Source organism: Dactylosporangium fulvum, assembly GCF_025137375.1.
GTDB classification, from domain to species: Bacteria; Actinomycetota; Actinomycetes; order Mycobacteriales; family Micromonosporaceae; genus Dactylosporangium; species Dactylosporangium fulvum.
In genome coordinates this window covers 8,928,604-8,945,819 of the sequence record NZ_CP073720.1, presented here as the reverse complement: position 1 = coordinate 8,945,819, position 17,216 = coordinate 8,928,604, and the positions used below count along the sequence as shown (strand labels likewise).

19 protein-coding genes are annotated in these 17,216 nt (G+C 71.9%); 15 read left to right on the top strand and 4 right to left on the bottom strand.

Translation table 11 applies throughout. The features are described from left to right. Positions 1 to 11 precede the first annotated feature (11 nt). Positions 12 to 593 (bottom strand): DUF4870 domain-containing protein, encoded by a 582-nt coding sequence (locus Dfulv_RS41055; RefSeq protein WP_259859210.1) that lies wholly within the window; start codon positions 591 to 593, stop codon positions 12 to 14. 183 nt (positions 594 to 776) lie between these two features. Between Dfulv_RS41055 and hrcA the strand changes: the two genes are divergently transcribed. From hrcA to Dfulv_RS41040, 3 genes are all read left to right on the top strand, one after another. Continuing rightward, on the top strand, positions 777 to 1,799 hold the full coding sequence (gene hrcA / locus Dfulv_RS41050; protein ID WP_259859209.1) for a heat-inducible transcriptional repressor HrcA: 1,023 nt from the start codon (positions 777 to 779) through the stop codon (positions 1,797 to 1,799). Positions 1,800 to 1,831: 32 nt separating this feature from the next. Next, on the top strand, positions 1,832 to 2,956 hold the full coding sequence (gene dnaJ, locus Dfulv_RS41045) for a molecular chaperone DnaJ (RefSeq protein ID WP_259859208.1): 1,125 nt from the start codon (positions 1,832 to 1,834) through the stop codon (positions 2,954 to 2,956). 133 nt (positions 2,957 to 3,089) lie between these two features. After that, positions 3,090 to 3,791: a 16S rRNA (uracil(1498)-N(3))-methyltransferase gene (locus Dfulv_RS41040; RefSeq protein WP_259859207.1), complete on the top strand. Its 702-nt coding sequence runs from the start codon at positions 3,090 to 3,092 to the stop codon at positions 3,789 to 3,791. A gap of 41 nt (positions 3,792 to 3,832) precedes the next feature. Here the strand turns inward: Dfulv_RS41040 and Dfulv_RS41035 are convergent, their stop codons facing one another. Then, entirely contained in the window at positions 3,833 to 4,003 is a 171-nt protein-coding gene (locus Dfulv_RS41035; RefSeq protein ID WP_259859206.1) for a Rossmann-fold NAD(P)-binding domain-containing protein, read from the bottom strand. Between the two features lie 44 nt (positions 4,004 to 4,047). Between Dfulv_RS41035 and Dfulv_RS41030 the strand changes: the two genes are divergently transcribed. The 3 genes from Dfulv_RS41030 to Dfulv_RS41020 are packed head-to-tail and all read left to right on the top strand — an operon-like array spanning position 4,048 to position 6,086. Continuing rightward, on the top strand, positions 4,048 to 4,368 hold the full coding sequence (locus tag Dfulv_RS41030) for a hypothetical protein (RefSeq protein WP_259859205.1): 321 nt from the start codon (positions 4,048 to 4,050) through the stop codon (positions 4,366 to 4,368). Continuing rightward, positions 4,358 to 4,708: a histidine triad nucleotide-binding protein gene (locus Dfulv_RS41025; RefSeq protein ID WP_259859204.1), complete on the top strand. Its 351-nt coding sequence runs from the start codon at positions 4,358 to 4,360 to the stop codon at positions 4,706 to 4,708. Before Dfulv_RS41030 ends, Dfulv_RS41025 begins: the two co-directional genes overlap by 11 nt. Before the next feature lie 28 nt (positions 4,709 to 4,736). Continuing rightward, positions 4,737 to 6,086 carry a serine hydrolase domain-containing protein gene (locus Dfulv_RS41020; RefSeq protein ID WP_259859203.1) on the top strand — a complete coding sequence of 450 codons (1,350 nt, stop codon included), beginning with the start codon at positions 4,737 to 4,739 and terminating at the stop codon, positions 6,084 to 6,086. Here the strand turns inward: Dfulv_RS41020 and Dfulv_RS41015 are convergent. After that, positions 6,083 to 6,856, bottom strand: a complete 774-nt coding sequence (locus Dfulv_RS41015) for a VOC family protein (protein ID WP_259859202.1) — start codon at positions 6,854 to 6,856, stop codon at positions 6,083 to 6,085. The two genes, Dfulv_RS41020 and Dfulv_RS41015, sit on opposite strands and share 4 nt — an antisense overlap. 218 nt (positions 6,857 to 7,074) lie before the next feature. On the opposite strand from Dfulv_RS41015, the gene Dfulv_RS41010 reads away from it, so the two are divergent. From Dfulv_RS41010 to Dfulv_RS40990, 5 genes are all read left to right on the top strand, one after another. After that, on the top strand, positions 7,075 to 8,148 hold the full coding sequence (locus Dfulv_RS41010) for a PhoH family protein (RefSeq protein ID WP_259859201.1): 1,074 nt from the start codon (positions 7,075 to 7,077) through the stop codon (positions 8,146 to 8,148). Between the two features lie 17 nt (positions 8,149 to 8,165). Then, the gene (ybeY, locus tag Dfulv_RS41005; protein WP_259859200.1) at positions 8,166 to 8,621 is read left to right on the top strand and encodes an rRNA maturation RNase YbeY; all 456 of its coding nucleotides are present in this window, start codon (positions 8,166 to 8,168) and stop codon (positions 8,619 to 8,621) included. 67 nt (positions 8,622 to 8,688) lie between these two features. Next, positions 8,689 to 9,948 (top strand): hemolysin family protein, encoded by a 1,260-nt coding sequence (locus Dfulv_RS41000; RefSeq protein WP_259869184.1) that lies wholly within the window; start codon positions 8,689 to 8,691, stop codon positions 9,946 to 9,948. After that, a complete protein-coding gene (locus tag Dfulv_RS40995; RefSeq protein WP_259859199.1) occupies positions 9,941 to 10,279 on the top strand; it encodes a cytidine/deoxycytidylate deaminase family protein in 339 nt (112 codons plus the stop codon). Before Dfulv_RS41000 ends, Dfulv_RS40995 begins: the two co-directional genes overlap by 8 nt. A gap of 105 nt (positions 10,280 to 10,384) precedes the next feature. Then, positions 10,385 to 10,891: a MarR family winged helix-turn-helix transcriptional regulator gene (locus tag Dfulv_RS40990; protein ID WP_259859198.1), complete on the top strand. Its 507-nt coding sequence runs from the start codon at positions 10,385 to 10,387 to the stop codon at positions 10,889 to 10,891. Here Dfulv_RS40990 and Dfulv_RS40985 read toward each other — a convergent pair. Beyond that, entirely contained in the window at positions 10,873 to 11,244 is a 372-nt protein-coding gene (locus Dfulv_RS40985; RefSeq protein ID WP_259859197.1) for a sulfotransferase-like domain-containing protein, read from the bottom strand. The genes Dfulv_RS40990 and Dfulv_RS40985 overlap by 19 nt on opposite strands. Positions 11,245 to 11,359: 115 nt before the next feature. On the opposite strand from Dfulv_RS40985, the gene Dfulv_RS40980 reads away from it, so the two are divergent. Genes Dfulv_RS40980 through Dfulv_RS40965 form a run of 4 tightly spaced genes read left to right on the top strand, consistent with a single transcriptional unit; the run spans position 11,360 to position 17,045 of the window. Beyond that, entirely contained in the window at positions 11,360 to 14,503 is a 3,144-nt protein-coding gene (locus tag Dfulv_RS40980) for an FtsK/SpoIIIE domain-containing protein (protein WP_259859196.1), read from the top strand. Between the two features lie 15 nt (positions 14,504 to 14,518). Continuing rightward, positions 14,519 to 15,418: a GTPase Era gene (gene era, locus Dfulv_RS40975; RefSeq protein WP_259859194.1), complete on the top strand. Its 900-nt coding sequence runs from the start codon at positions 14,519 to 14,521 to the stop codon at positions 15,416 to 15,418. Then, the gene (gene recO, locus Dfulv_RS40970) at positions 15,415 to 16,245 is read left to right on the top strand and encodes a DNA repair protein RecO (RefSeq protein ID WP_259869183.1); all 831 of its coding nucleotides are present in this window, start codon (positions 15,415 to 15,417) and stop codon (positions 16,243 to 16,245) included. Before era ends, recO begins: the two co-directional genes overlap by 4 nt. Beyond that, positions 16,242 to 17,045 (top strand): isoprenyl transferase, encoded by an 804-nt coding sequence (locus Dfulv_RS40965; RefSeq protein ID WP_259859193.1) that lies wholly within the window; start codon positions 16,242 to 16,244, stop codon positions 17,043 to 17,045. Before recO ends, Dfulv_RS40965 begins: the two co-directional genes overlap by 4 nt. The last annotated feature ends 171 nt before the right edge of the window (positions 17,046 to 17,216 follow it).

Sequence of the window (17,216 nt, the reverse complement as noted above, 5' to 3'; positions counted from 1 at the left end):
GATCGGACGGATTACTTGAGGAAACGGAAGGTGGCCGGGTAGCGGTACAGCTCGCCGTTGTTGGCCTTCATGCCGGCGATGATCGCGAAGACGAGGATGAAGATCCACACGAGGAACGGCAGGAAGATCAGGATGCCGAACGAGCAGACCCCGAGGATCACGGCGATGATCATGGCGCCGACGCCCCAGGTGAGCTGGAAGTTCAGGGACTCGTTGGCGTGCGCTTTCACCGTGGGCGACTCGTTGCCCTTCACGAGCAGCGCGACGAGCGGGGCGATGAAGCCGACCACGATGCCGCCGAAGTGCGCGATGAGCGCCCAGGTCTTCTCGTCGCTGTTGGCGTAGCCGGCCGGCGCGCCACCCGGGGCACCGTAGGCGCCCGGCTGGTAACCCGCGCCGTAGGCGTTGCCCGGCTGCTGGTAGCCCGGCTGTTGGTAGCCCGCGCCGGAGGTGGGCGGCGGGCCGTAGCCGGCACCGGAGGTGGGCGGCGGGTACGCGGTTCCGGGGGCCTCGCCCGGCACCGAGTACGAGGGAGGCGTGGAGTTGGGGTCCGACGGAGAGCCGTAGTCCCCCGGGCGAGGTGGTTCACTCATGGGGGTCACGGTAGGTGGCCCGATCAAGTCACGCCAGCGACACGGCATGACTTGTTCTCGACAAACTTTGCCCAGACCATGCCCCAAGAGACCCATTGTGCACATAACGATCATCGCGTGGGTCGCCGCGGCGACGTAGACTGGCACTCACTACGCGGGAGTGCCAGTCTTCGAGGAGGTGCCATGGCCCTTGACGAGCGCAAGCTGGAGGTGCTGCGCGCAATCGTCGAGGACTACGTCGCCACCCAGGAGCCGGTCGGCAGCAAAGCGCTGGTCGAGCGGCACAACCTGCGGGTCTCACCGGCGACGGTCCGCAACGACATGGCCGTGCTGGAGGAGGAAGGGTATATCCGGCAGCCGCACACCAGTGCCGGCCGGGTGCCCACCGACGCCGGATATCGGCTGTTCGTCGACAAGCTGTCCCGGGTCAAGCCGCTCAGCCAGGCGGAGCGGCGGGCCATCGAGCGCTTCCTGATCGGCGCGGTCGACCTCGACGACGTGGTCCACCGCACCGTCCGTCTGCTCGCGCAGCTGACCCGGCAGGTCGCCGTGGTGCAGTATCCGAGCCTGTCCCGTGCGAGCGTCCGGCACTTCGAGCTCGTGCCGATCTCCACCACCCGGCTCATGGTCGTGATGATCGCCGAGACGGGCCGGGTGGAGCAGCGTCTCGTCGACCTGCCCGGTCCGATCCTGGCGGACGACGTCACCGAGCTACGCCGCATGATCAACGAGAAGCTCGTCGGCAAGCGGCTGGTCGACAGCCCGCCGCTGGTGCAGAGGCTCGTCGAGGAGTGCTCGTCGAGCCTGCGCCCGCCGATGACCGCCCTGTCGACGGTGCTGCTGGAGACGCTGGTCGAGCGTACGGAGGAGCGCATCGCGCTCGCCGGCACGGCCAACCTCGCCCGCGGCGGCCTGCTCGACTTCCAGGGCTCGCTCCGGCCGATCCTCGAGGCGCTCGAGGAGGAGGTCATCCTGCTCAAGCTCTTCGGTGAGGTGGAGCCGAGCATGACCCGGGTCCGGATCGGCGACGAGAACGAGATCGAGGACCTGCGCGGGACATCGATCGTGGCGACGGGCTACGGGCCGGGCGCGATGGTCGTGGGCGGCATGGGCGTGCTGGGGCCGACCCGCATGGACTACCCCGGCAACATCGCGACCGTGCGCGCCGTGGCACGCTACGTGGGCGATCTGCTGGCGCAAAGTTGAAACTCATGGACGAGTCAGGGGCATAGGACTCAGTGGCGAAGGATTATTACGGGATTCTCGGCGTCAAACGGGACTCCACAGCCGATGAGATCAAGCGGGCCTACCGTCGGTTGGCCCGCGAATTCCACCCGGACGTCAATCCCGACCCCGCGGCGCAGGAGAAGTTCAAGGAGATCAACGCCGCCTACGAGGTCCTGTCCGACCCGCGCAAGCGGGAGATGGTCGACCTGGGTGGCGATCCGCTGGCGCCCGCCGGTGGTGGTGGCGGACCGGCCGGTGGCGCGTTCGTCGGTTTCCAGGACATCATGGACGCCTTCTTCGGCACGACGTCGAGTCGCGGGCCGCGCCCGCGCACCCGGCCCGGCGCCGACGCGATCCTGCGGCTTGATCTCGACCTGCACGAGACGGCGTTCGGCGTCGAGGCGCCGATCACGGTCGACACCGCGGTCGTCTGCGGCACCTGCTCCGGCGCCGGCACCGCGCCCGGCACCCACCCGCAGACCTGTGAGATCTGCGGCGGCCGGGGCGAGGTCCAGTCGGTGCAGCGCACGTTCCTCGGCCAGGTCGTGTCGGCCCGGCCGTGCTCGGCCTGCCAGGGCTTCGGCACGGTCATCCCGCACCCGTGCGGGACCTGCGGCGGCGACGGACGGGTCCGCACGCGCCGCACGCTCACCGTGAAGATCCCCTCCGGGGTCGAGGACGGCATGCGGATCCGGCTGGCCCAGCAGGGTGAGGTCGGCCCCGGCGGTGGCCCGCCCGGCGACCTCTACGTCGAGATCCACGAGCGTCCCCACGACGTGTACTCCCGCAAGGACGACGACCTGCACTGCCGGGTCACGGTCCCGATGACGGCCGCCGCCCTCGGCACGCGGCTGACCATCAAGACCCTCGACGGCGAGGAGACGGTCGACGTCAAGGCGGGCACCCAGCCGTCGTCGACGCTGCGCATCCGCGGCAAGGGCGTGCCGCACCTGCGCGGCACCGGCCGCGGCGACCTCTACGTGCACCTCGACGTCCGCACCCCTATGCGCCTCGAGCCGGAGCAGGAGCGCCTGCTGCGCGAGTTCGCCCGGTCCCGCGGCGAGGAGGTCGCCGAGCTGTCCAAGCAGGGCGGCTTCTTCTCCCGGATGCGCGACGCCTTCAACGGGCACGCGTGAGCGGTCCGGAGCGGAGCGGAGGGGCCGCTCACCATGGGTTCAGTTTTTGGCTCGCGCTGCCGGAGCGGAGCGGAGGGGCCGCTCACCATGGGCTCGGTTCTGGCTTGCGCTGCCGGAGCGGGGCGGAGGCGGCGTGAGCCTGCCGCTCTTTCTGGTCCCGTCGCTGCCGGCGGGACCTGACTTCCGGCTCGACGGGCCGGAGGGGCACCACGCGGCCGACGTGCAGCGCCTCACCGCCGGCGAGGCGCTGCTCCTGTCCGACGGGCGGGGCGGCCTGGTCCGGGCCGAGGTGACCGCCGCGCGCAAGGGTGCCCTCGATCTCTTCCTCGGTGACGTCGAGCACGTGCCGCCCGCTGACCCCTCGATCACCGTCGTGCAGGGGATCGCGAAGGGGGAGCGGGGCGAACTGGCCGTACAGCTGCTGACCGAGGTCGGCGCGGACCGGATCGTGCCGTGGCAGGCGGCGCGGTCGATCGCCCGCTGGAAGGACGCCAAGCCGCTCGAGCGCTGGCGGTCCACGGTCCGCGAGGCGGTGAAACAGTCCCGCCGGCCGTGGCTGCCGGAGGTCACCGAGGCCCGGACGACCAGGCAACTCTCCCTGTCCGGGACGGTGCTCGTGTTGCACGAGGAGGCGACGGCACCGCTGTCGGCCGTCGACCTCCCCTCTTCCGGCGAGATCACGCTGGTCGTCGGGCCGGAGGGCGGCATCGCCCCCGAGGAGCTGGCGTCCTTCGGCGACGCCACCCCGGTCCGCCTCGGCCGCGAGGTGCTGCGCACGTCGACGGCCGGCGCGGCCGCCCTGTCGGCGCTGTCCGTCCGGCTGGGCCGCTGGTAGCGCGGCTCGCAAGGACGACCGAGGTCAACCGTGAAGGGCGCTCAGCGGAAGTAGCTGGCGCCGTTGAGGTCCAGCACCGTGCCCGACGACCACTCCGACGACGCCAGGAACAGGACCGCGCCGGCGACCTCCGCCGGGCGGGCCACCCGGTTGAACGGGCTCTGCGCCCGGATCGCGGCACCGTCGCCGGCATCCATGATCGTCTGGCCCATGTCGGTGGCGACGAAGCCCGGGCCACCGCCGAGACCGCGATCCCGTGCGGGCCGAGGGCCAGGGCCAGGGACTGGGTCAGCACCGCGCCGTCGACGAAGGAGCGGACCGCAAGCGGGTCGGCCAGGTCGCCGGAGACGACGACGTGTCTCTCGCCCGGCAGGGAGGCGCGCACCTGCTCGGCCAGTTCGGCCGATTTGCGGTGGTGCAGCGCGACCCGGTCGCCTGTGCGGCGAAGGCATGGGCGACGGCCGTACCGATACCGCGTGAAGCGCCCGTCACCAACACTCTGCGTGCAGCCATGCCGCGCAGCCTGTCGTCCATGATCAGCGCATGGAGGACCCTAAGATGCGAACGTGACGAATGACTGCCTGTTCTGTCGCATCGTCGCGGGAGAGATCCCGGCGACGGTGGTCCACGAGACCGACCGGACGCTCGCGTTCCGTGACATCGGGCCCAAGGCCCCGGTCCACATCCTGGTGATCCCCAAGGCGCACCACCGCGACGTCGCCGAGCTCGCGACCGCCGACCCGGCCCTCGCCGGGGAGGTGCTGAGGATCTGCGCGGTCGTGGCCGAGGCCGAGGGCCTGCCGGAGCGGGGCTACCGCGTGCTCTTCAACGTCGGCGAGCACGGTGGCCAGGAGGTCTTCCACGTCCACGCGCACATCCTGGGCGGCAAGCCGCTCGGCCCGATGGTCGCGCCGTGACCGCCGGTCGGCCTTCGAGGTGGACGGTATGAAGCCGACGCAGCGGTACGAGCGGATGGTCCGCCAGGTGCAGGCGGACGCCCGGGTGCCGGCCCTCAGCGTCGCGGTGCACCGGGCCGATCGTCCTCTGTGGACGTTCCAGGTGGGCGCGGACATCGGCGCCGACAGCCAGCTGCGGATCGGGTCCGTCACGAAGACGTTCACCGCGGCCCTCGTCATGCAGTGCCGCGACGACGGGCTGCTCGACCTCGACGACCAGCTCGCCAGGCACCTGCCGGTCAAGGCCCACGGTGAGCTGACCGTCGGGCGAATGCTCTCGCACCTGTCGGGGCTCCAGCGCGAGCCGTACGGCGACGTGTGGGACAGCATGACCGCCGTCGACGTCGAGACGCTGCTCGCCCAGCTCGACCGCGCGGAGCAGGTGCTGCGGCCCGGGCTGCGCTTCCATTACTCCAACCTGGCGTTCGCGCTGCTCGGCCACGTCGTCGGCCGGCTGCGCGGCGGCACCTGGGAGGAGGTGCTGCGCGACCGCATCCTCGAGCCGCTCGGCCTGCACGACACGACGGTCACCCCGCGGCGACCCGTGGTCGGGTACATGGTCGACGCCTGGTCCGACTACGCGCACCCGGAGCGGCCGGACGACTTCGGCGCGATCGGCCCGGCTGCCCAGCTGTGGAGCACCGCGGCCGACATGGCGCGCTGGGCCGCGTTCCTGGCCGACCCGTGGGAGATGGACCCCGCCGGCTCGGTGCTGGCCGCGTCGACCGTGGAGGAGATGCGCACGCCGCAGGTCGTGACCGAAGACGTGCTGTGGGCGCGCGGGTTCGGCCTCGGGCTGGTCCTCCAGCCGCAGCCGGGCGGCGAGCGGATCCTGCACGTCGGCCACGACGGCGCCATGCCGGGCTTCCTGGCGGGTGTCTACGGAAGGGCCGGCGGCGGCGGTACCCCGGGTGCGCTCGCGGTGGCGTCGCTCGGCTCGTCAGGTACCGCCGGCGAGGTCATCGAACTCCCGCACCAGCTGCTGGCCGCCGTTGTCGAGCACGACCCGGCCGACATCACGCCGTGGACACCCGGCCCGCCGGCGCCCGAGCGGTACCGCTCGGTGCTCGGCCGCTGGTGGGGTGAGGGCTTCGAGTACGTCTTCACCTGGCGCGACGGGTCGCTGCACACGCGGAGCGTGGACCAGCCCGCCAAGCGGCCGCCGGCGGTCTTCGCGCCGGTCGAGGGCGAGCCCGACGTGTTCCGGACGGTGTCCGGGCGTGAGGCCGGCGAGCTGCTCCGCCTGACCCGCGACGACGAGGGCCGGGTCGTGCGGATGCACTGGGCGACGTACCGGTTCACGAGGGGTCAGGAGGCCTTCGACGGCCATGCCTTCTAACGGCTGATCAGGGTGAACACGGCCCCGTTCGGGTCGACGACCACGGCGATGCGACCGTGTGGCGAGTCGAACGGGCCGTGCTGCACCTCACCGCCGGCCGCGGCGATCCGGGCCACCGCCCGGTCGGTGTCGTCGGTGGCGAAGTAGACCATCCAGTGCGGCGGCACGCCCTCCCACGCCTCGGTCATCGTCAGCCGGCCCGCGACCGGGTCGGCGTCACCGAGGCTCCACGCGGAGTAGTCGAACCGCTTGCCGCCGCCGTTGATGCGGGTCTGCCGGTAGCCGAACAGGCCGTGGTAGAAGAAGTCCGTCACGGTCGGTTCCCGGGTGTTCACCTCCGCCCAGCACAGGGCGCCGTTCTCGTCGAACAGCTGCGATCCGGTGTGCCGGCCGGGCTCCCACGCGCCGAACGCCGCGCCCGACGGGTCCGTGGCGAACAGCATCCGGCCGTTGTGCGGGATCTCCATGGGTGCGACGAGCAGCTTGCCGCCGTGCTCGTCGATCCGGCGGGCGGTGTCCGCCAGGTCGTGCGACATGAGGTACAGGCTCCAGGCCGCCGGCAGTTGCTCGGAGCCCGGCATCGGCGGGCTCATCCCGGCGACGATCCGGTCGTCCTTGCAGCACATGACGTAGTTGCCGAAGTCGGCTCCCGTATCGACGTACGTCCAGCCGAATAGCGCCGCGTAGAAGTGCTGCGCCGCCGGCAGGTCGGGCGCGACCACGTCGGCCCAGCACGGCTCGCCGTCGATGTATCCGCTGCGTACGACCATTGCGGGGGACCTCCCAGAAAATCGGTCATCTGCCTCCTTACCAGCCCGCAGCGGCACGCCGGGGACGTTTGACGGGATTCCCCGGGAGTTGACATGTTCGGCTGAACCGATTCGGGGGAGAAATGGGAACGGCCGTCCTGGCGGTCAGCCGATACCATGAGAGGCCAGGACAGGAGCGAGCCCGGAAGCAGGTGCTTGAGGCCCAACGCGGCCAAGGTATGACCGAGACCCCAACCCCCACGCCGGCAGCGTCGTCGGAGCAGCCCGTGCGGGCCATCAGCAAGATCACGGTTCCCGATCCGCACACGATGGTCAGACTGCTCGGCGCCGGAGACGAGATTCTCAAGCTCGTCGAGCGGTCCGTGCGGAGCGACGTGCACGTTCGGGGAAACGAGATCACCATCACCGGCGCGGCCGCGGACAATGCGCTGGCCGAACGCATCTTCAGCGAGCTGATCGAGCTGGTGCGCAAGGGTGAGACCCTCACCACGGACACCGTCCGGCGCACCGTCGGCATGCTGGAGCAGAACACCACCGAGCGCCCGGCCGAGGTGCTGACGCTCAACATCCTCTCCCGGCGGGGCCGCACGATCCGGCCGAAGACGCTGGGCCAGAAGCGCTACGTCGACTCGATCGACCAGCACACCGTCGTGTTCGGCATCGGGCCGGCGGGCACCGGCAAGACGTATCTCGCCATGGCGAAGGCCGTCCAGGCGCTGCAGGCCAAGCAGGTCAACCGGATCATCCTGACCCGGCCGGCGGTCGAGGCCGGCGAGCGGCTGGGCTTCCTGCCCGGCACGCTCTACGACAAGATCGACCCCTACTTGCGCCCGCTCTACGACGCGCTGCACGACATGATCGACCCGGAGTCCATCCCGAAGCTGATGGCCGCCGGGACGATCGAGGTCGCGCCGCTGGCCTACATGCGTGGCCGCACCCTCAACGACGCCTTCATCATCCTGGACGAGGCGCAGAACACCACGCCCGAGCAGATGAAGATGTTCCTGACGCGGCTCGGCTTCGGGTCGAAGATCGTCGTCACCGGTGACGTGACGCAGGTCGACCTGCCCGGGGGGACACGCAGCGGCCTGCGAGTGGTCCGTGAGATCCTCGACGGCGTCGAGGACGTGCACTTCGCCCTGCTCGGCAGCGCCGACGTCGTGCGCCACCGGCTGGTGAGTGAGATCGTCGACGCCTACGCCCGGTGGGACGAAGCGCAGGAGGCTGAGCAGCCGGTGCGCGCCGTCCCGGACCGCGCCGCACAGGGCGGCCGGCACGGGCGACGACGCTGACCGAGTCAGGAGCCCTGTTGTCCATCGAGATCGCCAACGAGTCCGGCGTCGACGTCAACTCCGACACCATTCTCGCCGTGGCGCGGCACGCTCTCGACGAGATGGGGGTCAACCCGCTCGCCGAGCTGTCGATCCTGCTCGTCGACGTGGAATACATGACCGAGCTCAACCACCGGTGGATGGACGGCGACGGCCCGACCGACGTCCTGGCCTTCCCGATGGACGAGGGCAGCGTCGACCACGGCCCCGGGGAGGGCAGCGGCGAGCCGGCCCTGCTCGGCGACATCGTGTTGTGCCCGGAGGTGGCCGCCAAGCAGGCCGCCGCCGCCGGGCACTCGACGATCGACGAGCTGGCGCTACTCACCGTGCACGGCACGCTCCACCTGCTCGGCTACGACCACGCCGAGCCGGAGGAGGAGGCCGAGATGTTCGGCCTCCAGGCGCGCCTGCTCGAGAGCTGGCGAAAGTCGTGACGCGTTGAACGACGCCACCCTGCTGACCACGGCCGCCGGGCTGGTCGTGCTCGCGGGTCTGTTCGCGATGACCGACGCAGCCCTCAACGTGGTGTCGCCGGCCCGCGCGCACGAGCTCGCCCGTGAGGGCCGCCCCGGCGCCCGCGCACTGCAGGTCGTCGCGGCCGACCCGGCCCGGTACATCAACCTGCTCCTGCTCCTGCGACTGCTCTGCGAGCTGACCGCGACGACACTCGTCGCACTGGTCACCGCGGCCGCGGTCGGGGGAGACCGCGACTGGCTGGCGGCGCTGATCACCGCCGGCTCGATGACCGTCGTCAGCTTCGTCGTGGTCGGGGTCGCCCCGCGCACGATGGGCCGCCAGCACGCGTACAACGTGGCCCGGATCGCCGCGCCCCTCGTGCGCTGGCTCGGCACGGCCCTCGGGCCGCTCGCCCGCCTGCTGATCCTCATCGGTAACGCCGTCACGCCCGGCAAGGGGTACCGCGAAGGTCCCTTCGCGACCACGATCGAGCTGCGTGAGCTCGTCGACCTGGCCGAGCAGCGCGGCGTGGTGGAGCACGGCGAGCGCGAGATGATCCACTCGGTCTTCGCGCTGGGCACGACCATCGCCCGCGAGGTCATGGTCCCGCGCACCGAGATGCTCTGGATCGAGGCGCACAAGACCGTCCGCCAGGCGATGATGCTCGCGATGCGCAGCGGCTTCTCCCGCATCCCGGTCGTCGGCGAGAACGTCGACGACGTCCTCGGCATCGTTTATCTCAAGGACCTCGTCCGCCGCACCGCCGGCGACGACAAGGGCGCGACCGAGATGCCGGTCGCCCAGGTGATGCGCGACGCCACGTTCGTGCCGGAGTCCAAGCCGGTCGACGACCTGCTCCGCGAGATGCAGGCGGCGCGCACCCACATGGCGATCATCATCGACGAGTACGGCGGAACGGCCGGCCTCGTCACCATCGAGGACATCCTCGAAGAGATCGTCGGCGAGATCACCGACGAGTATGACGTGGCGGAGCGCCCGCCGGTCGAGGAGCTGCCCGACGGCGCGGTCCGGGTCACCAGCCGCCTGCCGATCGAGGACCTCGGCGAGCTGTTCGGCGTCGAACTGCCCGCCGACGAGGTCGAGACGGTGGCGGGCCTGCTGGCGCAGGCCCTCGGCCGCGTGCCGATCCCCGGCGCGACCGCGGTCGTCGGCGGCCTGGTCCTCGTCGCCGAGGGCACGACCGGCCGGCGCAACCGCATCGACACCCTGCTCGTCCGCCGGGCCGAACCCGAGGACGAGGAGCAGGCGACCCCCGAGACCGAGAGGCAGCACGCCGATGCCTGAGCTTTCCGCCGAGGACGCCAAGCTGGTCACGCTCGCGCGCGCGGCCCGTGCCAGGATCGGCGCCGCCGAGGGTGCGGCCGTTCGCGACGGCGACGGCCGGACGTACAACGCGGCGTCGGTGACGCTGCCGTCGCTGTCGCTGACGGCGCTCCAGCTCGCCGTGGCGTCGGCTGTGTCGTCGGGCGCGACGAAGCTGGAGGCGGCTGCCGTCGTGACGGAGGCCTCCGCTCTGGACACCGCGGGCCGGTCCGCCGTCCGCGCGGTGTCCCCGTCGGCCCCGATCCACCTGGCCGCCCCGGACGCGACCGTCTTCGCCACGGTGACCGACTAGCCCTGTTCCGGCGCTGCTCAAGATCGAGGTTCCCTCGATCAAGGCGGGCACCGCCGCGGGCGGAGAACGGAGCCGGCGCTGATGGCGGGCGATACGCTGCAAGGCATGCGCAGGGACCAGGTCGACGTCATCGTCGAGGAGTGGCGGCAGCAACTGCCCGACACGGTCTCACCGGCCATGGACCTCGGGAAGCGCATCCACCGGCTGGCCGGGCGGCTCCAGGAAGCGGTCCGCAACGAGACCGGCGCGCTCGGGCTCACCCCGGCCGAGTTCGACGTGCTGTCCGCCCTGCGCAGGGCCGGCGAGCCGTATGCGATGAAGCCCTCCGAGCTCGCCGCCGGATTGCTGCTCACCTCCGGCGGCATCAGCAACGTGCTCCGGCGTCTCCAGCAGGACGGGCTCATCGAGCGGGAGGCCGACGCCGCCGACGCGCGGGTCGCCTGGGTCAGGCTCAGCCCCGACGGGGTCCGGATGGCCGAGCGGGTCGTCCGCGCGGTCACGGGCGCACAGGCCCGGCTCTTCGCCGCCGCACCTGAGGCCATGGTCATCGAGGCGGCCGACCGGCTGCGTGAGATCCTGATCGCGATCGGCGATCAGGCGAAGGAAGATTGAGACGCTCCAGCGGTACGACCAACGCAACGCCGACCTCCGCTACTGGGTCGGCGGCGCGCTGCGGCACCACCGCCGGAAGATCGACATCTGCTGCGGATAGCCGAGGTCGCGTTGGTCACCGACCCGAGCCACTTGATGCCGGTGACCGCCACGTAGTGGGCGTCGAGCGGCTCGTCGACGACGGTCGTGTCGGCGCGCGTGCCGAAGCTGCGCATCATCGCCGTCGAGATGTTGCGGGGGCCGGACCACATCGCGACGTGGACTGTCATGGTCCACGAGGGTAACCCGCGCGGCATTTCGCCCGTTTTAGGAGCGTATAACGCGAAATCCTGGCGCGCGTCGATGCGATCCACTCGGCGTCGCGGCGCTTACTGTCGAGGGCAGAGCCCTGCAGTGCGTCCGCCCCGCCACCAGGCTTTCTGGAGACCGACGACGGATAACGCTGCGCGGGAAGGAAGGTGCCGGTCCATGGACCTGCTGATCGACGTGCGGGTGGCGCGCCGGGATTCGACGGCGACCATGGACCGGACGGTCCGCCTGCGTGCCGACCCCGGTGGCAGCGTCACCCAGCTGATCACCGCGTACCTCGCCACCCTCGACCCGGCGGACCGCCCCCAGCAGACCACCTGGGCCTGGCTGGAGCGCACCGGCAATCGGCTCGACCCGGCCAAGCCCGTCGGCGAGCAAGGCCTGCGCTGTGGCGACATCCTCCTGCTCGGCCCGCCCGAGCAGCCGCCGCTGCCGAAGGACGACGGGGACCACCGGTTCGAGCTGCTCGTCGTCGCCGGCCCGGACGCCGGGACCTGGCTACCGCTGCGGCAGGGCGAGTTTGTCATCGGCACCGATCCCGCCGGTGACCTGGTGCTCAACGACCCGACCGCGGGCCGGCGGCACCTGCATCTCGGCATCGGCAGCCACGAGGTCGCCGCGACCGACCTGCGCTCGCCGGTCGGCACGAAGCTGGACGGGGAGCCGCTCCAGGGCACCGTCACCCTGACGAACGGCCAGCTGCTGCGCCTCGGCGCCACCCTGATCACCGTCGAGGAGGTGCCCGGGGAGCAGCCCGCGCCGAAGGGGCCGCCGCCGGCCGTGTGGCTTCCAGCGGTACCGCAACCGCTCAAGAAGCGCCGGTTCCGGCGGAACCCGGCCGATCCGGCCGCCGAGTTCGCCGCGGCCATGGACCGGGCCGAGGTCGACGCGGCCGTCAAGCACCGGTCCGTCATGCGCAGCCGGCGGGCCGAGGTACCGAGCCTGGCGCATCTGGCACGGGCCGCCGAGCGCCACGAACAGCCCACCCGCCGCCCCGACGACCGGGACTTCCTCGTGCTGCGCACCGGCACCGCGGACCAGCCGAGCCGGCTGCGGTTCGAGCAGGCGGCGACGACCGGCGACTTCGACCCCGCGCACACCGACCGGATCACCGCCCTGCGTGAGAAGCACGCCGTCGACCTCGACGTGCCGGTCGAGGCGGACCTGCGCACGCTCGGCGCGCTCGGTGTCACAGGCGACACCCGCGAGGCCGTGCTGCGCTCGTGGGCCGTCCAGCTGGCCACCCTCGTCCGCCCCAACGACCTGGGGCTGGTCGTCCTGTGCCACCCCGACGACGTGGCGCGGTGGACCTGGACCGGCTGGCTGCCGCACACCCGCACGCTGACCGCCGCGATCGCGCCCGGCGCGCGGACCATCGCCGCCGACGAGGACGACCGGGACCGCATCATCGCGCTCGTGGAGGCGCTCCTGCGCCAGCGCCGGCGGGGACGGCACGCGATCGCGGAGGCGTTCACGCCGCACGTGGTGGTCGTGCTTCCGGATCCGGATCTGGTACGGCCTGAGGCGCTGGCCCGGCTGGTCGAAGACGGCCCGCGGGGCGGCATCAGCCTGCTGGTGGGCGCCGAGCGGGCCGAGGACCTCCCCGCCGGGGTGGTCAGGCAGCAGGCGGACGGGCTGAGCCCGACCGTCGCCGACCGGGTCGCCCGCGCCCTCGCCGCCACCCGGGACGCGGCCGGCGGCGCGGCACCGCGCATCGCGCCGCTCGCCGAAGTGCTGAACCTCGGGGAGGTCACCCCGAGCGCGATCGTCAAGCGGTGGGTGCCGGCGACCCGCGACCGCGGCCTGGGCGCGCCCGTCGGCCTCGGCGGCACCGGGCCGGTCACCGTCGACCTGCGCCGCGACGGCCCGCACGGCCTTGTCACCGGGGTCGCCGGCTCGGGCCGCTCCTGGCTGCTGCGGTCGTACCTCGCCGCGCTCGCCGCGACCTACCCGGCGAACCGGCTCACCTTCGTGCTCGTGGACGAGCCGGGGGCCGGCACGTTCGCCGGGTGCGTCGCGCTGCCGCACACGGTCGGGCTGTTCGCCGACGACGACCAGCACCAGGCCCGCCGGGTCCTGATCTCGCTCAACGCGGAGGTCCGGCGCCGGGAGGCGATCCTGCGCCGCCACGGCGTCAAGGACATCACCGAGATGGAGCGTAAGCACCCGGCGGCCGCCCCGGCCAACCTGCTCATCGTGGTCGCCGAGTTCGCCGCCGTGGCGGCCGAGTTCGTGACCGGCCTGCGCGAGGTGGCCCGCAGGGGGCGGAACTCGGGCGTACACCTCCTGCTCGCCACGGCGGCGCCACACGGTGTGGTCGACGACGACCTGCGCGCCGAGGCGTCGCTGCGGATCGCGCTGCGGGTCGAGGAGGAGGTCGACAGCCTCGAGGTGCTCGAACGGCCGGACGCCGCCCACCTGTCCCCGCTGCTGCCCGGCCGGGCGTTCGTGCGTGCCGGCGGTGGGGAGCCGGAGCCGGTGCAGGTCGCCTACGGCGGCGTCCGCTCGCCGAACGGCCGGCGCGCCCTGCCGACGACGATCACCGAGGTCCGTTTCGAGTCCGGCCTCGACGCCGACGCCGCCGACCCGGTGACCGAGGACGGCGACCAGACCGACCTGCAGCGGCTGGTCGAGGCGATCGACGCCGCGCACCGGGAGGCCCGTGTGCCGGACCAGCCGCGGGCCTGGCAACCGCCGCTCGCCGCCACGTACACGCTCGACGAGCTGGACCTCCCCGACGGCCCGGCGTTCGCGGCGCCGATCGGCATGGTCGACCTGCCGAACTCGCAGACCCGCCAGGTCTGGCAGCTCGACCTCGACGAGCTCGGCCACCTGCTGATCTACGGCCCGGCCGGCGCGGGGAAGACCACGCTGCTCGACACGATCGCGGCCACCTTCGCCCGCCGCTACGACGGCACCGCCCTGCGCGTGTACCGGGTCAGCGGCGCCGCCGCCCTGGAGCTGCTGCGCACCATCGAGAACCTCGTCGTGGAGCGGGCCGCGCTCGCCGAGCACCACGGCGCCCGCGTGCTGGTGCTCGTCGACGGCCACGACGTGCTGCTCAACGACGCACTCACGAGGGTGGCGGCGGACGGCAAGGCGGTCGGTGTCCACCTCGTGCTCGCCACCGAGCAGCGCAGCGCGGTACCGACCTCACTCGCACGCCTCATGCCCGGCCGGATCGTGCTCCGCTCCGTCGGCCGGGGGCTCGTGGAAGGCACCGTTGAGCTGCAGGTGGCCCTCCCGGGAACGACCGTCACAACACCTGCACAACGCCCCCGCCAGTTGCAGCTGGAAGTCTGAGTACGCTGAAGCATCGTGCAGCACACCTCCGAGGACTACCACGCGGGCTTCGCCTGCTTCGTCGGACGTCCCAACGCCGGCAAGTCGACGCTCACCAACGCGATCGTCGGGCAGAAGATCGCGATTACTTCGGCGAAGCCGCAGACCACCCGGCATACCGTGCGCGGCGTCGTCCACCGGCCCGACGCGCAGCTCGTGCTGGTCGACACCCCCGGGCTGCACCGGCCGCGCACGCTGCTCGGTGAGCGGCTCAACGACCTGGTCCGGGCCACCTGGAGCGAGACCGACGTCATCGGGCTGTGCCTGCCGGCCGACGAGGCGATCGGCCCCGGCGACCGGTTCATCAGCAGCGAGATCGCCGCGCTCAAGGCGAAGCTGATCGCCGTGGTCACCAAGACCGACCTGGTCGACAAGGGACAGCTGGCCGAGCGGTTGCTCGCCGTGCAGGACCTCGGCGACTTCGCCGACATCGTGCCGGTCAGCGCCGTCTCGGGTGAGCAGGTCGAGACGCTCGTCGACGTGATGATCGGGCACCTGCCGAGCTCGCCGCAGCTGTACCCCGAGGGCATGATCACCGACGAGCCCGAGCACGTGCTGATGGCCGAGCTCATCCGCGAGGCGGCCCTCGAAGGCGTGCGCGACGAGCTGCCGCACTCGATCGCGGTGCTGGTCGAGGAGGTCATCCCGGGCGAGGACGGCGCCGCGACCAAGGTCTTCGCCGACATCTACGTCGAGCGGTCCAGCCAGAAGGCGATCGTCATCGGGCACCGCGCGAGCCGCCTCAAGGACGTCGGCATCCGCGCGCGGCGCGAGATCGAGGACCTCCTCGGCGTCCGCGTGTACCTCGACCTGCACGTGCGGGTCGCCAAGGACTGGCAGCGCGATCCCAAGCAGTTGCGTCGCCTGGGGTTCTGATGAGCTTCCGGGGCAAGCTCTATCGGGACGACGCGGTGGTGCTGCGCCTACAGAAGCTCGGCGAGTCGGATCGCATCGTGACCCTGTTCACCCGGCGGCACGGGCGCATCCGGGCCGTCGCCAAGGGGGTGCGCCGCACCACGTCGAAGTTCGGCGGCCGGCTGGAGCCGTTCGGGCACGTCGACGTACAACTGCTGGAGGGGCGCACGCTCGACGTCATCAGCCAGGTCGAGGGCGTCGACCTGTTCGGCCGCCGGTTCCTGGACGACTACCCGAGGTACACGGTCGCCAGCGCCATCGCCGAGACGGCCGAGCGCCTCACGCCGGTCGAGCAGGAGCCGTCGCTTCGGTTGTACCTGCTGACGCTCGGGGCGATGCGCGCCCTGGCCCTCGGCGACCACGCCAGCAGCCTCGTCCTCGACGCCTACCTGCTGCGCTCGATGAGCGTCGCCGGGTGGGCCCCGGCGCTGCGCGAGTGCGCGGTGTGCGGCACGGCGGGGCCGCACCGTGGCTTCTCGGTGCCGGCCGGCGGCGCCGTCTGTCCCGACTGCCGCCCGCCCGGTGCCGGCCACCCCGCGCCTGCGACGATCGACCTCATGGTGGCCCTCGCGGACGGTGACTGGGCGACCGCCGACGCGAGCGAAGCCGTCTTCCGGCGCGAGGCCAGCGGGCTCGTCGCCGCGCACCTGCAGTGGCATTTGGAGCGCGCGCTACGCTCGCTTCCGCTGGTCGACAGGGACGACCGTGGCCGGCCGACGCCTGCGGCGCGTGACCTCCACGGTGAACGCGGCGCGGATCGTCACCACGGAAAGGACAACGCTTCGTGAGCAGAGCCAGGGACTTCCGTCCACCGTCGCCGCACCCGACCGGCGCGCGTCCGCCGGCGCTGCCCAAGGAGGCCGTGCCGCAGCACGTGGCGATCATCATGGACGGCAACGGCCGCTGGGCGAAGCAGCGCGGCCTGCCCCGCACCGCCGGGCACACCGCCGGCGAGGCGGCCCTGTTCGACGTGATCGAGGGGGCGCTGGAGCTCGGCGTGAAGTACATCAGCGCGTACGCGTTCTCGACCGAGAACTGGAAGCGCTCGCCCGACGAGGTCCGCTTCCTGATGAACTTCAACCGCGAGGTCATCCACCGGCGCCGCGACGAGTTCCACGAGATGGGCATCCGTGTCCGCTGGGCGGGCCGTCGCCCCAGGCTGTGGCGCTCGGTCATTAGCGAGCTCGAATACGCGGAGCAGCTCACCCGCCACAACGACAAGCTCACGTTCACGATGTGCGTGAACTACGGCGGGCGGGCCGAGATCGCGGACGCGGCGGCCCGCATCGCCGAGGACGTCGCGGCCGGCAGGCTGAAGGCGGATCGGATCTCGGAGAAGACCTTCGCGCGGTACCTCGATGAGCCCGACCTGCCGGACGTCGACTTGATGGTCCGCAGCTCCGGCGAGATGCGGACGTCAAACTTCATGATCTGGCAGGCGGCGTACGCCGAGTTCGTGTCGGTGGACACGTTGTGGCCCGACTTCGACCGCCGCCACCTGTGGTACGCCTGCGAGGTGTTCGCCAAGCGCGACCGCCGCTTCGGCGGCGCCATCCCCAACCCGGTGGTCCCGACCCTGACGACGTAGCCCTCGTCCGGCAGCCGGCGCCGGCGCGGTCGGGGCCGGCGTGGCCCCAGGCTGGTTCAGGTCGGCCGGTTCGGGTCGGTCAGTTCGGATCGGTCAGTTCGGATCGACTGGTTCGGTGTGGCCCAGGCGTTTCGGTCGGCCGGTTCGGGCCGGCCGGTTCGGGCGGGCGGT

What these genes read in the sequence shown, in the direction of transcription:
- Dfulv_RS41055 (WP_259859210.1), bottom strand. Translation starts at nt 593, where the DNA reads ATGAGTGAACCACCTCGCCCGGGGGACTACGGCTCTCCGTCGGACCCC.
- hrcA (WP_259859209.1), top strand. Translation starts at nt 777, where the DNA reads ATGGCCCTTGACGAGCGCAAGCTGGAGGTGCTGCGCGCAATCGTCGAG.
- Dfulv_RS41035 (WP_259859206.1), bottom strand. Translation starts at nt 4,003, where the DNA reads ATGGGCCAGACGATCATGGATGCCGGCGACGGTGCCGCGATCCGGGCG.
- Dfulv_RS41020 (WP_259859203.1), top strand. Translation starts at nt 4,737, where the DNA reads ATGAAGCCGACGCAGCGGTACGAGCGGATGGTCCGCCAGGTGCAGGCG.
- Dfulv_RS41015 (WP_259859202.1), bottom strand. Translation starts at nt 6,856, where the DNA reads ATGGTCGTACGCAGCGGATACATCGACGGCGAGCCGTGCTGGGCCGAC.
- Dfulv_RS41010 (WP_259859201.1), top strand. Translation starts at nt 7,075, where the DNA reads ATGACCGAGACCCCAACCCCCACGCCGGCAGCGTCGTCGGAGCAGCCC.
- Dfulv_RS41000 (WP_259869184.1), top strand. Translation starts at nt 8,689, where the DNA reads ATGACCGACGCAGCCCTCAACGTGGTGTCGCCGGCCCGCGCGCACGAG.
- Dfulv_RS40995 (WP_259859199.1), top strand. Translation starts at nt 9,941, where the DNA reads ATGCCTGAGCTTTCCGCCGAGGACGCCAAGCTGGTCACGCTCGCGCGC.
- Dfulv_RS40990 (WP_259859198.1), top strand. Translation starts at nt 10,385, where the DNA reads ATGCGCAGGGACCAGGTCGACGTCATCGTCGAGGAGTGGCGGCAGCAA.
- Dfulv_RS40980 (WP_259859196.1), top strand. Translation starts at nt 11,360, where the DNA reads ATGGACCTGCTGATCGACGTGCGGGTGGCGCGCCGGGATTCGACGGCG.